The 15,088-nt window shown below is 73.1% G+C and carries 11 protein-coding genes; 4 read left to right on the forward strand and 7 right to left on the reverse strand.

Features of this window, described 5'->3' with window-relative positions; translation table 11 throughout:
- Positions 1 to 125: 125 nt before the first annotated feature.
- Complete coding sequence (locus EAO76_RS36635) at positions 126 to 530, forward strand: metalloregulator ArsR/SmtB family transcription factor (protein ID WP_148840554.1); 405 nt, start codon at positions 126 to 128, stop codon at positions 528 to 530.
- A 36-nt stretch (positions 531 to 566) separates the two neighbouring features.
- On the opposite strand, the gene EAO76_RS36640 is transcribed toward EAO76_RS36635, so the two are convergent.
- Positions 567 to 1,391, reverse strand: a complete 825-nt coding sequence (locus EAO76_RS36640) for an alpha/beta fold hydrolase (protein WP_148840555.1) — start codon at positions 1,389 to 1,391, stop codon at positions 567 to 569.
- Between the two features lie 58 nt (positions 1,392 to 1,449).
- Between EAO76_RS36640 and EAO76_RS36645 the strand changes: the two genes are divergently transcribed.
- The 3 genes from EAO76_RS36645 to glpK all read left to right on the forward strand — a co-directional run bounded on the left by EAO76_RS36645 (position 1,450) and on the right by glpK (position 4,536).
- Complete coding sequence (locus EAO76_RS36645; RefSeq protein WP_148840556.1) at positions 1,450 to 1,929, forward strand: MarR family winged helix-turn-helix transcriptional regulator; 480 nt, start codon at positions 1,450 to 1,452, stop codon at positions 1,927 to 1,929.
- Positions 1,930 to 2,128: 199 nt separating this feature from the next.
- Positions 2,129 to 2,974, forward strand: a complete 846-nt coding sequence (locus EAO76_RS36650) for an MIP/aquaporin family protein (RefSeq protein WP_148840557.1) — start codon at positions 2,129 to 2,131, stop codon at positions 2,972 to 2,974.
- Positions 2,975 to 3,018: 44 nt separating this feature from the next.
- Positions 3,019 to 4,536: a glycerol kinase GlpK gene (glpK, locus tag EAO76_RS36655; RefSeq protein ID WP_148840558.1), complete on the forward strand. Its 1,518-nt coding sequence runs from the start codon at positions 3,019 to 3,021 to the stop codon at positions 4,534 to 4,536.
- A gap of 61 nt (positions 4,537 to 4,597) precedes the next feature.
- On the opposite strand, the gene EAO76_RS36660 is transcribed toward glpK, so the two are convergent.
- The 6 genes from EAO76_RS36660 to EAO76_RS36685 are packed head-to-tail and all read right to left on the reverse strand — an operon-like array spanning position 4,598 to position 15,088.
- Entirely contained in the window at positions 4,598 to 6,871 is a 2,274-nt protein-coding gene (locus EAO76_RS36660; RefSeq protein WP_148840559.1) for a M20/M25/M40 family metallo-hydrolase, read from the reverse strand.
- Positions 6,868 to 8,622 carry a non-ribosomal peptide synthetase gene (locus EAO76_RS36665; RefSeq protein WP_148840560.1) on the reverse strand — a complete coding sequence of 585 codons (1,755 nt, stop codon included), beginning with the start codon at positions 8,620 to 8,622 and terminating at the stop codon, positions 6,868 to 6,870. Before EAO76_RS36665 ends, EAO76_RS36660 begins: the two co-directional genes overlap by 4 nt.
- Positions 8,619 to 11,915, reverse strand: coding sequence for a non-ribosomal peptide synthetase (locus EAO76_RS36670; RefSeq protein ID WP_222872233.1), 3,297 nt, complete (start codon positions 11,913 to 11,915; stop codon positions 8,619 to 8,621). The genes EAO76_RS36665 and EAO76_RS36670 overlap by 4 nt, the downstream gene beginning before the upstream one ends.
- Complete coding sequence (locus EAO76_RS45580; RefSeq protein ID WP_148840562.1) at positions 11,912 to 12,727, reverse strand: class I SAM-dependent methyltransferase; 816 nt, start codon at positions 12,725 to 12,727, stop codon at positions 11,912 to 11,914. Before EAO76_RS45580 ends, EAO76_RS36670 begins: the two co-directional genes overlap by 4 nt.
- A 9-nt stretch (positions 12,728 to 12,736) precedes the next feature.
- Complete coding sequence (locus tag EAO76_RS36680; protein WP_148840563.1) at positions 12,737 to 13,810, reverse strand: ornithine cyclodeaminase family protein; 1,074 nt, start codon at positions 13,808 to 13,810, stop codon at positions 12,737 to 12,739.
- A gap of 51 nt (positions 13,811 to 13,861) precedes the next feature.
- A complete protein-coding gene (locus EAO76_RS36685) occupies positions 13,862 to 15,088 on the reverse strand; it encodes an MFS transporter (protein ID WP_148840564.1) in 1,227 nt (408 codons plus the stop codon).

The raw sequence follows: 15,088 nt of genomic DNA on the forward strand, positions 1-15,088 counted from the left end.
GGGCGGGTGAGGGTGAAAGACATGGGCGGTGATCCTCCACGCGAGAGGGCGGAGCGGTTCGACCTCCGCACCATACAGGATCACATGAACACTCATTCATGCATACATCTCCGTAGGATGAGCGCATGGGCCACGGAGCTGACGCGAACACTGCCGCCACCGCGCGCGAGCGCCTCGACGCGGTGGGGGCCACGGACGTGGCGTCCACCCTCCAGGCCCTCGCCACTCCGTCCCGGCTGCGCATCCTCGCCCGCCTGCAGGAGGGCCCCTGCCCCGCGACGGAACTCGCGGACGCGGTCGGCATGGAGCAGTCCGCCTGCTCCCACCAGCTGCGGCTGCTGCGCAACCTCGGCCTGGTCACGGGCGAGCGCCGGGGCCGCTCGGTGATCTACGCCCTGTACGACAACCATGTGGCCGAACTGCTCGACCAGGCCCTCTTCCACGTCGAACACCTGCGCCTGGGCCTGCACGACGCCCCGGCGCGGGCCGTCGCGGGGGCCGATGACGCGGTGCCCTCCCCCGCCGGCTGAGTCCGCGGGCCCCGCCGCCCGCACCCGCCGTCCGCGTCATCCGGCGGGAACGGCCGCCAGGAAGTCGCGCAGTATCCCGCCGAAGGCGTCCGGCCGCTCCATGTTGGGGTAATGGGCGGTGCCCTCGACGGTCGCCTCGCGCCCGTCGGCGACCGTTTCCACCAGGCGCCGGGCCATGGCGAGGTGGTCGGCCGAGTCGATGCCGCCGTGGACGGCCAGTACCGGGACTTCGATCCCCGCCGCCCGCGCCCAGGTGCCGGGGACCGGAACGCGCAGGTCCGGCTCGTCGGCACGGTGCTTGGACAGCGTCCGGAAGGTCATGTCGCGCAGCCGCCGCACGACGGTGCGGTCCACGTCGTCGAGCGTGCGGTGCGGGCCCGCGGCGAAGAGCATGAAGGCGTCGACCCAGCCCTCCACGTCACCCTCGCCCAGGGCGCGGGCCTGTGCGGCCAGGACCTCCTCGGACCAGGGGTCGTGGAACTCGGGCTCACTGGTGGCCGCCCCGCTGACGACCAACGCGCGGACCAGGTCCGGGTGTTCGAGCGCGGTGTCGACCGCGGTGGCCGCGCCCATCGACACCCCGGCCAGAACGGCGGGCCCGGCGTCGAGCCGGCGCAGCAGCGCGGCCAGGTCGTCCGTGTGCCGGAACGGCTCGCTCGCGTTGGACGATCCGCCGTGCCCACGGGCGTCCGGCACGATCACCCGGTGGGTCCGGGCGAGGTCCGGCACCTGGTCGTCCCACATCCCGTGGTCCAGGAAGCCGCCGTGCAGCAGCACCAGCAGCGGGCCGCGCCCGGCGTCGCGGTACACGAGGGGGCCGTCCCCGGTCTCGAAGGAACTCAGTTCGGAAGCAGCATTCATGACAACCAAGGTGCCATTTGCCCCGGCAGCTTGGCAACCAAGGTGTCATGATGTCCAGGTGACCGAATCCGAACGCCCTCTGCCTCCCGAGGAGCTCGCCCGGCGACTCACGGAGGTCTTCGCCCTGGTGGGCCCGCTCTACCGGCGCGTGCAGCGCAAGGTGGAACAGAATGCCCCGATCGAGGGACTGTCCGTCGGCGTGCGCGCCGTACTGGACCTGCTGCACGAGAACGGCCCCATGACGGTCCCGCAGATGGGGCGCGCACAGGCGCTGAGCAGGCAGTTCGTGCAGCGCATGGTCAACGACGCCGCGGCGGCGCGGCTCGTCGAGGTCGTCCCCAACCCGGCCCACCAGCGGTCGTCACTGGTCCGGCCGACCGCGGCCGGCCGGGCGGCGATCACCGCCGCGCTCGCCCGCGAGCAGTCCCTGCTGCGCCAGGTGGGCGGGGATCTCACCGATGCCGAGGTGACGGCCTGCGTGCGGGTGCTCGGCAACATGGTGAAGCTCTTCGACCACGTCGACGTGGACGGCCCATAGGGCGCGTTCCGGGAGTCCCGTCCGCCCGGGGGCGCCCTCCGGGCGGACGACGCCGCTTCCGAAACACGCCCCGGCCGCACCGCGATCCGGCGCGCGCCGGGGGGTTCCATCACCGAGTGCGGATCCAACTGCCCCCGTCTACGCTCATATGTGGATCTATGCCGCAGAGGTCGTGAATCGACAGGAAGCGAGATCCTCCATGGAGCGACTCAAGCGGTCGGGACTCGCCGGGGAACTCTCCGCGGAGTTCCTCGGCACGATGATCCTCATTCTCTTCGGCTGCGGCGTCGTCGCCCAGGTCGTCGCGGGCGGTGCGCTCACCGACCCGCCGGGCGGCCTCGGGAACCACGACAGCATCGCCTGGGCCTGGGGCCTCGGGGTCACCCTGGGCGTCTACGTGGCGGGCCGGCTGAGCGGGGCTCACCTCAATCCCGCCGTGACCCTCGCGCTCGCCGCCTTCAAGGACTTCCCCTGGAAAAAGGTGGCGCCCTACTCCCTCGCCCAGCTCGCGGGCGCGTTCGTCGCGGCGCTGCTGGTGCGCTGGAACTACACGGAGGCGCTGGCGGCGGCCGACCCCGGACACACCATCAAGACACAGACGGTGTTCTCCACCCTGCCCGCCAACGGGAACACCGCGCTCCCGGTGCACGAGTGGGGGGCCTTCCGGGACCAGGTCATCGGCACCGCGATCCTCGTACTGCTGATCTTCGCGGTCACCGACCTCCTCAACACCCCGCCGGGCGCCAATCTCGGCCCGTTCGTCGTGGGACTCATCGTGGTGGCCATCGGCATGGCGTTCGGCACCAACGCCGGGTACGCCATCAACCCGGCCCGTGACCTCGGGCCCCGGCTCGCGAGCTTCCTCACCGGTTACGGAGGGGCGTGGCGGGACCAGTACGGAAACCTCTACTTCTGGGTGCCGATCGTGGGCCCGTTCATCGGCGGTCTGGTGGGGGCGTTCTTCTACAAGGCCTTCATCACCCGGTTCCTGCCCTCGGCGGAGCCGGAGCCGGAGGGAAGTCTCCCCCTGCCACCGGAGAAGTGACATCCGGTTCGCTCACCGGCCCGACCCAGGAGAGGAAGCACGCCATGGCGGACTTCATCGGCGCGGTGGACCAAGGCACCACCAGCAGCCGCTTCATGATCTTCGATCACGACGGAAACGAAGTGGCCAAGCACCAGTTGGAGCACGAACAGGTCCTGCCCCGCCCCGGCTGGGTGGAGCACGACCCGGTGGAGATCTGGGAGCGCACCAACTCGGTGATGCAGACCGCCCTGCGCACCGGGGGACTGAGCGCCACGGACCTCGACGCCATCGGGATCACCAACCAGCGCGAGACGACGGTCGTATGGGACCCGCGCACCGGTCGCCCGTACTGCAACGCCATCGTGTGGCAGGACACCCGTACCGACGCGATCGCCCAGGCCCTGGAGAACGAGGGCCACGGCGAGGTCATCCGGCGCAAGGCGGGGCTCCCCCCGGCCACGTACTTCTCCGGCGGGAAGATCAAGTGGATCCTCGACAACGTCGAGGGGGTCCGCGAGGCGGCGGAGCAGGGGCACGCGGTGTTCGGGAACACCGACTGCTGGGTGCTGTGGAACCTCACCGGCGGCCCCGACGGCGGCATCCACGCCACCGACGTGACCAACGCCAGCCGGACGATGCTGATGAACCTGGAGACGCTCGACTGGGACGACGAGCTGCTGGACATCTTCGGCGTCCCCCGCGCGATGCTCCCGGCCATCAATCCCTCCTCCGACCCGGAGGCGTACGGCTGCACCCGCACCTCCCGCCCCCTGCGGGCCGCGATCCCGATCACCGGGGTGCTCGGCGACCAGCAGGCGGCCACCGTGGGGCAGGTGTGCTTCGAACCGGGCGAGGCGAAGAACACCTACGGCACCGGCAACTTCCTCGTGCTCAACACCGGCACCGAGCTCATCCGGTCGCGGCACGGGCTCCTCACCACGGTCGCCTACCGGTTCGGGAAGAGCCCGGCGGTCTACGCCCTGGAGGGCTCCATCGCGGTCACCGGCTCCGCGGTGCAGTGGCTGCGGGACCAGATGAAGATCATCTCGAACGCGCGCGAGAGCGAACACCTCGCCCGGACGGTCGAGGACAACGGCGGGATGTACTTCGTGCCCGCCTTCTCCGGCCTCTTCGCCCCGTACTGGCGCTCCGACGCGCGGGGCGCCATCGTCGGCCTGGCCCGGTACAACACCAACGGCCATCTGGCGCGGGCCACCCTGGAGGCCATCTGCTACCAGAGCCGGGACGTGGTGGAGGCGATGGAGCAGGACTCCGGGGTCCACCTCGACGTGCTCAAGGTCGACGGCGGGGTCACGGCCAACGACCTGTGCATGCAGATCCAGGCCGATGTCCTCGGTGTCCCCGTCAGCCGGCCGGTCGTCGCCGAGACGACGGCGCTCGGTGCCGCCTACGCGGCCGGGCTGGCCACCGGGTTCTGGCAGGACCAGGGCGAGTTGCGTGAGCACTGGCAGGAGTCGAAGCGCTGGGAACCGCAGTGGAGCGACGAGCGGCGGGCGGAGGGCTACGCGAACTGGAAGCGGGCGGTGGAGCGCACCCTCGACTGGGTCAGCGTGGGATGACGGGTCCGACGGCGCCGTGCGGGCGTGCCCGGCCGGGTACGTCCGCACGGCGCGTCCGGGCTCAGTCCCCCGCGCGCAGTCCGGCCAGGAGCTGGTAGACGGTCTCGGTGCCCTGTCGCAGCGCCTCGACCCCGATGTGCTCGTCGGTGCCGTGCATGCGCTTGAGCATGTCCCGGTTCACGGTGAACGGGTACATGCCGTACACGGGCACCCGCTGTTCCCGGAACGGCACGGCACTGGTGACGGCCTCGAACTGGCAGGGGGTGGCCCGTACCCCGGGATGGGTCCGGCGCACGGCGTCCTGCCAGGCACGGAAGACGTCCGTGTCGTGGTCGGAGTCGGGCGTGGCCAGATAACCGCGCAGCCGGTCCAGTGCCTGCTGCTCGCTCTCCCCCGGGTTCCCGACGACGGTCAGCGTCGCCCGGTTGCCGATCAGCGAGCGCAGTTCGGCGACGGTGCGTCCGGGGTCCTCGGCCCCCGGCAGGAAGGCGGCCCGGAAGTCCGCGGTCGCGGTGCCCGGCACGATGCTCGGGTAGTAGCCGGACTGCGCCGCGGTGAAGGCGAGCGTGGTCCGCAGCATCGCGTTGTGCAGCTCCGGGGTCTCGCTGAGCCGCACCACCGCCTCGCCCGCCCGGTCCCGCTGCTGCTCCGTTCGGGCGTCGAGCATCTCCCTCAGCGCCTCGGCGAACGGCCGGTCGGTGGTGGCCTCGGCCAGCTCCGCGAAGTACCGCCGGGACAGCGCGTTGGGGCGGATGTGGGCGCGCCACTCCCCCAGCAGGTCGAGCACCTCGCCCAGCCGGACCACCGCCTGTCCGGTGAACGGCTTGGAGGTGTGGGTGGCGTAGGAGGAGGTCTCCAGGCGCAGCAGCAGGGAGCGCTTGTCGTTGCAGGTGAGCGAGGCGATCATGGGCGTCGTGCCGTCGCGCTGGTTGAGCACCCAGCCGCCCTCGGTGACGACCGCGCCCGCCGCCACCCTGCCGGGGTGCTCGGTGAGGAACCAGCGCACGCCGTAGGGGCCCTGTTCCTCGTCGCAGTCGGACCAGAAGACGATGTCGCGGTCGAAGACCGTGCCCTCGCGGACGTGGCGCAGCAGGGCGGCGACGAAGGCTGCGTTGACGCCCTTCATGTCGAGCGAGCCGCGGCCGTACAGCTTGCCGTCCTCGATCTCGCCCGCGAAGGGGTCGGTCCTCCAGGTGTCGCCGATGGCGGGCACCACGTCGGAGTGGCCGAGCAGGACCAGCGGCTCCTTGCGGGTCGGGCCGTCGGCCGGCACGCGGGCGAAGAAGTGGACGTTGCCCTCCTTCGGGGTGGGCACGATCTCGGTGTCGACACCGGCGGACCGGAAGACGTCCTGGAGCATCCGGGCGAGCGGCAGGGTGATCGCGCCGTCACCGGGGTTGCTGGTGTTCTGCCGGATCATGGCCACGGCCAGGTCCACGGGGTCGGTGGGGTCGCCGTCGAAGAGCGCGTCCCCCGTCGTGGTGGCGGTGGCGGCCCGCGCCCCGGACGGCACCGACGCCACCGCGCCGATTCCCAGCACGGTGCCCGCCACCGCCGTCGCCCCGGCGCCGAGCACCGAGCGGCGTGACGGTCCGCTTCCCGGCAGGCCGTCCAGGCAGGCGGAGACGACCGCCGCCGGGTTCTCCCGGTGGGCGTAGTGGCCGCCCTCGACGGACGCCATGGTGCACGTACCGCGGGTCCACTCGGCCCAGCGGCGCACGGTGACCTCGGGCACGTGCGGGTCCTCGGCGGCCCACACCGCGCGCAGGTCGACCTGCGGCAGGGGGCCCCGGCGGCCGTCGTACCCCGCGGCCAGCCGGAGGTCGGCGATCACCGGCGGCAGCAGCACCTCCTCGAACTCGGGGTCCGCCAGCAGCTCCGGGTCGGTCAGTCCGGTCCCGACGACGAAGGCACGGGCGTCCTCGACGGTGACGTCGTGGCCGTGGCCGTCGAAGTCGCCGGGGCACTGCCCGGCCACCGCGCACAGCCGCGCGACCGGCACCCCGGCGTCGAGGAGTCGGCGGCACGTCTCGTACGCCAGCAGCGCTCCGAGGCTGACGCCGATCAGCACCAGCCGCCGCCCGCCGCGCAGTTCGCGGATCCCGGCCGCCACGGCGTCCGCGTAGACCGCCATGTCGGTGACGGGTTCCTCCTCGACGCGGCTGCCCCGGCCCGGTGGTGTGACGAGCACGAGGGCGGTGTCCTCGGGGAGGCGGCCGTGCCACGGCGCGAACGAGGAGCCGTGGGCGCCGGTGGGTGCGAAGCAGACGGCGAGGGTGGTGGCCGGGGTGGACCGCGACCGCTCGTCCGGCACGCTCAGCCAGGGGCCGGTCATATCTGCTCCTCCTGCCGGATCTCGCGGCACAGGGCGGCGATGGCGGTGACGGTGGGCGCGCCGAGGATGCGGCGCAGCGGTACCCGGCGGCCCGCCGTGCCCGCGAGCCGGTTGGCGAGCCGCACGGCGAGCAGGGAGTGGCCCCCGGCGTCGAAGAAGTTCTGGTCCGCCGAGGCGGGCGGTGCGCCGAGCAGTTCCTGCCAGAGGGCGGCGACGGCGGCCTCGGTGTCGTCGGCCGGGGTGAATCCGCTCGTCCGTTCCTGTCCGATGCCCGCGACGAGCGTGCGCAGGGCGGCGCGGTCCAGTTTGCCGTTGGTGTTCAGCGGGAGGTGCGGGAGCTGCTGGACGCGGGCGGGCAGCATGTAGTCGGGCAGCCGGTCGCGCAGGTACGCGCGCAGTGCGGCGGGGTCGGTCTCCTCGTCGGAGGTGAGGCAGGCGACGATGCTCGTCCCGTCGTCCGCGCTCTGCGCGTACGCGCCCGCGTCGGTGACGCCGGGCGCCTTGCGCAGGGTGGCCTCGATCTCCTCCAGTTCGACGCGGTAGCCGCGGATCTTGATCTGGTTGTCGGTGCGGCCGGTGATCTCCAGTGCCGAGTCCGGGAGCAGGCGGCCCCGGTCGCCGGTCCGGTAGTGCGTCGCCCCGGTGTCGTCCGTGACGAACCGGCCGTCGCCGTCGCCGCCGACGTAGCCGAGGGCCAGGGGCGGTCCGGAGACCCACACCTCGCCGGTCACGCCGGGCGGCAGCCGCCGGCCGAGCCGGTCGCGGACCGAGAGCGAGGCGCCCGCGACGGGGCTGCCGACGGGGACGCGTTCGGCGTCGGCCGGCAGTGCGGCGGTGTCGTAGGAAGCGACGTTGGAGGCGGTCTCCGTCATGCCGTAGAGGTTGAGCAGGGTGGCGTCGGGCCAGACCTCGCGGAAGCGCAGGACGGTGGCCACGGGCAGGGTGTCGGCGCCGCTGGTGACCAGCGCGGGCCGGTGTCCGCCGGGGTGTTTCGCGCTCTCCTCCAGGAGTCCGGCGATCAGTTGCGGGGTCAGGAAGAGGTGGGTGATCCGTTCCTGCTCGACGGCGGCGGCGAACAGCACCGGGTCGAGGAGTTCGTCGGTGCCGAGCACCACGGACGGGACGCCCTTCAGCAGTCCGCCCAGCAGTTCCCAGGGCGAGGCGACCAGGGCGAGGGACTTCTGGACGGCGAGCACCGCGTCCGCGGGGAAGGGGTGGTCCCGCCACATCCACTCCAGCCGGCCGCGGACCGAACGGTGGCTGATGCGCACGCCCTTGGGGTTTCCGGTCGTCCCCGACGTGTAGACGACGTGGAACAGCGCGTCGTCGTCGGGCTCCTGCTCGGGCGCCCGGTGCAGCGGTCCCTCGGTGAGGGGGGCGAGGGTGACGCGGGGGGCGTCCAGGGTGGGGAACCGGTCGAGTCCGGGTTCGGCCAGCACGCAGTGCGGCCCGGTCTCCTCCACCATCCGGCGCTGTCGTCGCACGGGGGTGGCGGGGTCCAGCCCGAGGTAGGCGGCGCCGGTCCTCAGCACGGCGAGGACTCCGGCGACGGCGGCGGGGCCGCGCTGGGCGGCGAGGGCCACCAGCGAGCCGGGGCCGGTGCCCCTGGCGACGAGCCGGGCGGCCAGCCGGCCGCTCCACTCGTCGAGTTCGCGGTAGGTGACGTCGGTGCCGGCGTGGCGCAGGGCCACGGCCCCGGGTCGGGCCTCGACCTGTTCGGCGAAGAGTTCCAGCAGGGTCGGCGGGGTCATCGGTGATCGTCTCCGGGCAGCAGATCGAGGGAACGGACGGTGGTGTGCCGCGCGCGCTCCGGGTCGGTGAGGGCCCGCAGCGCGATCAGGGTGGATTGCAGTACGTTGCGGGCGGCCGGGGCGTCGAGCAGTTCCTGCTGGTAGGCGTACTGCAACAGCAGCCGGTCCGGGCCGTGCGGCTGGACGTAGAGGGCGCAGTCGTACTTGGTGTATCCGGTGTCGAGTTCGACGAAGCGGAAGGTGACGTCCGACGCGGTGGTGACGCGTGCCGGGTACGGCAGCATGTTGAGCATGGTCTGGAAGACCGGGGTCGCCGACGAGCTGCGGGTCGCGGCGGGCAGCCGTCGCAGTGTCCAGCCGAAGGGGTGGTCGGCCGCGGCGTACGCCTCGTACACCGTCTCCCGCACCTGTGCGGCGAACTCCTCCAGGGTCGCGGCCGGGTCGACGCGCAGCCGCAGCGGCAGCATGGCGAGCACGAAGGCCGGCACCTCGGCGGTCTCCGGCCGTTCCCGGCCCGCCATCGGGGCGCCGACGATCACCTCGTCGGTGTCGCCGTAGTAGCTCAGGGCGAGTGCGTAGGCGGCCAACAGCGGTACGAACGCGGTGGCGGACGCGGCCAGCGCGGTGGCGCGCAGTCGCCGGGACAGGGACTCGTCGAGGACCGCCTCGGTGATCTCGCCCCGGTAGGTGGGTGCGACGGGCCGCTGCTTCTGCGCGATCCGCAGCACCGGGAGGTCCCCGGAGAGCCGGTCGAGCCAGTACTCCCCCGCCTCGGCCACCTCCTCGGTGGCCAGCAGCTCCGTCAGGTGGTCCAGGTAGCGGTCGTACCGGGTGGCGCGTTCGGGGTCGGGTCCGGCGGGAGGCCGTTCGTACAGTTCGGCGAGGCGCTGGAAGAGCACGGTGGCGCCCCAGCCGTCGAGGAGCAGTTCGTGCATGGTGACCAGGAGCCGGTGCTGTCCGCCGGGCAGGCGGAACAGTTCGGTCCGCAGGGCCGGTTCGGTGAGGAGGTCGAAGGGCCGGGCCGCCTCCCGGGCGGCCTCGGCGCGGAACTCGTCCGCGGTGACGTCCCGGGCGCGGCCGGGCAGCGGCACCTCCCAGTGCGGGTAGTGGTGCACCACTTCCTGCCCGTCCGCCCCGTCGGTCTCGTGGAACCGGGCGAGCAGCAGCGGGTTCTCCCCGAGCAGCAGGTGCCAGGCCCGCGCCAGCCGTGCCGTGTCGAGGGGGCCGTCGAGTTCCAGGGACCCCTGGTAGCTGTAGTAGGGGCTGAGCGGGTCGAGCCGCCAGTGGAAGTAGACCCCGGCCTGCTGCGGGGTGAGCGGCCGGGTCCGCGGCCGGTCCCGGGGCGGCCCGGCGGGGGCGCCTGCCGGTTGCCGTTTCTCGCGGCCGAGGGCGGCGAGCGCGGCGGGGCTGCCGTCGCGCAGCACGTCGCGCAGGCCCGCGGCCGATCCCGTCCGGCGCAGTGCCGCGACCAGGCGCATGGCCAGCAGCGAGTCGCCGCCCAGCTCCAGGAACCTGTCGTCCCGGCCGACCCGTCCGGTGCCCAGGAGTTCGGCGACGAGGTCCGCGACGGCGCTCTCCGCCGCGCCGCGCGGCGGGGTGTACGGCCGGGTCCCCGGGCGGTCGCGGCGCGGCGGCGCGGGCAGGGCCCGGTGGTCCGTCTTGCCGTTGCGGGTGAGCGGGATGCGGGGCAGGACGACGAAGGTGCGGGGCACCATCGGCGCGGGGAGCCGCTCGGCGAGGTGGGTGCGGAGCGCCTCCGGGGGTATCTCCTCGCCGACCGGGGTGACGTAGGCGACCAGCCGCGGCGACGGTGCGGTCACCGGGGTGTGGGCGCTCTCCCGGGCGACCAGGGCGCCGGTGTCGTCGGGGGTGTGGACGGTGACGGCGCAGGCGGCGATGCCGGGGTGGGTGCCGAGCACCGCCTCGATCTCGGCGAGTTCCATGCGTACGCCGCCGAGCTTGACCTGCCGGTCGACCCGGCCGAGGTACTCCAACTGGCCGTCCGGCAGCACGCGTACGGCGTCGCCGGTGCGGTAGAGACGTCCTTCGCCGTCGCCGAAGGGGTCGGTGAAGAAGGCCCGGGCGGTGCGCTCCGGGTCGCCCAGGTAGCCGCGGCCCACGACGACTCCCCCGACGAACAGTTCTCCCGCCTCCCCGTGCTCGCAGGCGTGCCACTGCCCGTCATCCTCGCGCAGCACGTGGAGTTCGGCGTTACCGATGGGTGATCCGATCGGCAGGTGGCGCACTCCGTCGGCGGGCGGGCCGAGCACGGCGTGGGTGACGTCGTCCGAGCACTCGGTGGGGCCGTACGCGTTGAGCAGCCGGACGTCGGGCAGGGTGTCGTGCCACCGCCGGGCCAGGGCGGGCGGCAGTTCCTCGCCGGTGGCGATCATCCAGCGCAGTGCGCCGGGCCCGAGGTCCGAGCTCTCCCGTGCGTCGAGGAGGAAGCGGATCAGGGTGGGCACGGTCTCCAGCACCGTGGTTCCGCGTTCGCGCAGTTCCGTCAGGAGCAGGGCGCCGTCCTGGGCCCGCTCGTCGTCGAAGATCTGCACCCGGCCGCCGACGAGCAGCGGGGCGAGCATCTGCCAGACGGAGATGTCGAAGCCCAGCGGTGCGGTCTGGGCCAGCCGGTCGTCCGCGGTCAGCCCGAGGTCGTCGACCTTGGCCCACAGGTGGTTGAGCATGCCCCGGTGCTCGACGATCGCGGCCTTGGGGCGGCCGGTCGACCCCGAGGTGTAGAGGACGTAGCGGATCTCGTCGGGGGCCATGGGGGTCGTCCGGGTGTACGGGGCGTCCGCCGGTTCCGGTGCCGTGACGGGTACTCCGGCCGCGCGGGCGCCCTTGACCATTTCCCCGGTGTCCGCCGGTCCGCCGGTGACCAGGGCGAGGACCGCGCCGCTGTCGGTGAGCAGGGACTCGACGCGGGCGGCGGGCCAGCCCGCGTCGACCGGCAGGTAGACGGCGCCGAGCAGTTCCAGCGCGAGGAAGGCCGTGACGACGTCGGTGCCGCGCCGTCCGCCGACGGCGACGATCCGCCCCGGCGAGACGCCCTCGGCCGCCAGCCGCGCGGCGGTGCGGCGCGCGCGGTCGGCCAGCTCGGCGTATCCGACGGCCGTCCGGCCGTCGTCGATCGCGGTCCTGGCCGGGTGCTCGGCGGCGTGCCGTTCGACGTAGGAGTGGACTCCTTCGCCCAGTTCGTACGGTTCGTCGCGGGTCAGTGCCGTGGCGCGGGCGCGTTCGCGCGCGCCCGGCGCCAACGGGAGCACCGGGTACCGCTCGGGCACGCCGGTCACCGGTCCTCCTTCTTCTCCGCGACGACGAGCAGGTACTCGACGGGCACGCCGGTGCCCCGTTCGTCGGTGGTGTGGAAGTCCTCGGTCATCTCGGCCATCTCCGCCCGCAGTTCCTTCCACCGCGAGGGCGGCGAGATGGTGTTCCGGGCCGCGATGCAGGGGCCGAAGCAGTTCTCGAAGAAGGTGACCAGGTCGTCGGCCGTGCCGAAGGGGTAGAAGAGTTCGCGGCGCTCGGCCGTGACGGTGAAGCCGGGGCCGAGGAGTTCGCCGAGGTAGTCCGGCGACCCCCACAGCATGGGCTGTCCCTGGTGTCCGTTGGGCGAGGCGAAGTAGGCGGAGAGGATCGCCTGGAAGTGCGCGGTCCAGCTGCGGGCCGTCCAGTTGCACATGCCGATCCGGCCGCCGGGCCGCAGCACCCGGGCCATCTCTCCGGCCGCGGCGGTGTGGTCGGGGGCGAACTGGATGCCGTAGGTGGAGGTCACCAGGTCGAACGAGGCGTCGGCGAAGGGGAGTTCCTGGGCGTCGCCGCGGCGCAGGTCCACCTGGACGCCGGCCTGTGCGAACCGTTCGCGCGCGTCGGGGAAGAACTCGTCGGTGAGGTCCAGCCCGGTGACCACGGAGCCGCACAGGGCGGACAGCAGCGCGACGTTGCCGTTGCCGGTGGCGACGTCGAGGTGGGCGGTGCCCGGGGCGGGGGCGAGCCGGTCGACCAGTTCGACGGCGCCGGGCCGCAGCAGGTCGGCGACGTGCCGGTACTCGCCGTACGACCACATGGTGCGGTTGATCTCCTGGATGTTCGGATCGATCGTCACGGTTCCCCCTCAGAGCGTGAGCCGGGCGCCGAGACCGGCGGCCTCGGCGTGGGCGTGGATGCGGTCGGCCACGGCGACGTCCAGGACGGACATCCCGAACGGGTTGCTGATCACGATCTCGTCCTGGTCGCGGCGGCCGGGGTGTCCTCCGGTGAGCACGTCGCCGAGCGTTCCGTCGACGCGGCGGGCCCCGGGGCGGGCGGTGACTCCTTCCCTGGGGGTGCCGTCGGGGCCGAGCAGGGTGCCCGCCCGGTGCATCCGGCCGAGCAGCCGGCGCGGGTCGTCCCGGACCAGGCTCCAGTCGTCGACGAGCACCGTGCCGGCCGCGAGCACCGCCGCCTCGGTGAGGTCGTCCAGCGAGACGTGGCAGACGAGCGTGCCGGGCCGCAGCCAGTCCGGTTCGATGTAGCCCCGGGTCACGGTGGTGACGGGCACGACGACCTCGGCGTCCCGTACCGCCTCCCGCGGGCCGTCGGCGACCACCGTCTCGACGTCCGCCGCGCCGGGCAGCGAGGCGATGCGGTGGGCGGCGGACTTCGCGCGGTCGGGCGCCACGTCGTACAGCGTGATGCGGCGCAGGGTGGGCACGGTGCGCAGCAGCAGTGCCGCGTGCGCCTGGGCGAGTGCGCCGCAGCCGAGGAGCGCCAGCCGCCGCGGGCGTTCCACCGCGAGGTGGCGCACGGCGAGCGCGGTGACCGCGGCGGTGCGCATCGCGCTGATGTAGGCGGCCTCCATCAGGGCGAGCGGGCGGGCGGTCTCGGGGTCGAGGAGCAGGGTGAAGCCCTGGGAGCGGGGCATTCCGCGTTCCGGGTTGCCGATCGAGGCGTTGATCGTCTTCATCCCGACGACCGGGGGCCGCCCGTCCCTGGTCAGGGCGCCGGGCATGGCCAGCAGTCTGGCCGGGTCGCCCTGCGGGGTGGTCCAGCCGAGGTACGCCTCCTCGGGGAGGACCGTCTGTCCGGCGGCGTGCAGCCGGAGCGCCTGGGCCACCGCCTCCACGATGTCCACGTCGCGGGCGGCCTCGATGACGTCCGCGCGGGTCAGGTAGCGGAAGTGGCTGTCGGGGTAGTGCTCGAAGTCCATGACGGGCGGAACTCCTTGGCGAGAGGGGCGGTCGGGGTGGTGCGGGGGTGGTCAGTGGCCGGTGCCGTGCGGCTCCCGGAGCATCACGAAGGGGACGAGCGCGCCGAGCAGCAGCACCAGGGCGAGCGCGATCCAGCCGGCCGTGCCCAGGGCGAGGACGACCCCGGTCATCAGCACCGGTCRCGCGACCCGGTTGGCCACGGTGCGGCTGGTGTTGAACAGCACCAGGTACGCGCTGCGCGCCCCTTCCGGCGCCAGGTCGAAGGAGAGGGTCCACGAGGCGCCGACCTGGAGCAGTTCGGCGAACGTCAGCAGGACGACGGCGGCGGCGAGCACCAGCAGCGCCTCCCGGGTCGCGAGACCGGGCGCGGCGGCGAAGGCCAGGGCGCCGCCGCCGAGCAGCAGCGCCGCGGCCGCGTACGAGAGCCAGGCCCGGCGCGGTGTGCCGTAGCAGCGGTTGAGCGGGTACTGGAGGGCGATGCACAGCACGGTGTTGACGGCGTAGAGGATGCCGACGTAGCGCTCCGGCACGTCCGTCTCGGTGACGAGCCACAGCGGGAAGGCCACGTTGAGCACCGGCATCCAGAGCGACACCAGCGCGTTGTACGCGGTGAAGCCCAGCAGGCGGCGGTCCTTCAGCAGCGCCGCCACCCCGGTGCTGCGGACGGTCTCCCCGACCTCCTCGCTCCGTGCGGTGGCGTACACCGCGGCCACCAGCACGTAGGCGAGCGCGCCGCCGATCAGCAGCGGCCGGAAGGCCCCGGGGGCGCCGGAACCCAGGGCGACTCCGGCGATGAGTCCGCCCAGGCTGATGCCGAGGTTGACGACGGTGCGCTGGACGGCCATCACCTTCGCGCGCAGGTTCTGCGGGGTCCGCGCGCCGACGTACGCCTGCACCAGCGGGGGCGAGGACTGTTCGGTGACGGCGACGACGGCGACCACGAGGAGGAAGCTCCACCAGCCGTCGACCCACAGGTAGCCGACGGTGGCCAGGGCGCGCAGCAGCATCACGCCGATCAGCACCGGCTTCGGTCCGAAGCGTCCGGCCAGCCGGGCGACGGGCACGGCGGTGGCGACGGCGACGGCACCGCCGATGGTGAGGCCGGTGCCGACGGCCGAGGTGCTGAGGTGGGCGACCTTGACGAAGTAGATGGTCGAGACGGCGAGGAACAGTCCCGTTCCGGTCCACTCGATCAGCGTGGCGCCCTGCACCAGCGGCAGGTACTGCCGGTGGCCGCGGTCCGTCCGCCGTCGGTCGAGGGTGGTGCTGGTGCCCAT

The organism is Streptomyces sp. sk2.1 (assembly GCF_008120935.1).
In the GTDB taxonomy this organism is placed as follows: Bacteria; Actinomycetota; Actinomycetes; order Streptomycetales; family Streptomycetaceae; genus Streptomyces.

Coding starts and splice junctions, on each gene's coding strand:
- EAO76_RS36680 (WP_148840563.1), bottom strand. CDS start 13,810: ATGGACTTCGAGCACTACCCCGACAGCCACTTCCGCTACCTGACCCGC.
- EAO76_RS36665 (WP_148840560.1), bottom strand. CDS start 8,622: ATGACCCCGCCGACCCTGCTGGAACTCTTCGCCGAACAGGTCGAGGCC.
- EAO76_RS36640 (WP_148840555.1), bottom strand. CDS start 1,391: ATGAATGCTGCTTCCGAACTGAGTTCCTTCGAGACCGGGGACGGCCCC.
- glpK (WP_148840558.1), top strand. CDS start 3,019: ATGGCGGACTTCATCGGCGCGGTGGACCAAGGCACCACCAGCAGCCGC.
- EAO76_RS36650 (WP_148840557.1), top strand. CDS start 2,129: ATGGAGCGACTCAAGCGGTCGGGACTCGCCGGGGAACTCTCCGCGGAG.
- EAO76_RS36660 (WP_148840559.1), bottom strand. CDS start 6,871: ATGACCGGCCCCTGGCTGAGCGTGCCGGACGAGCGGTCGCGGTCCACC.
- EAO76_RS36635 (WP_148840554.1), top strand. CDS start 126: ATGGGCCACGGAGCTGACGCGAACACTGCCGCCACCGCGCGCGAGCGC.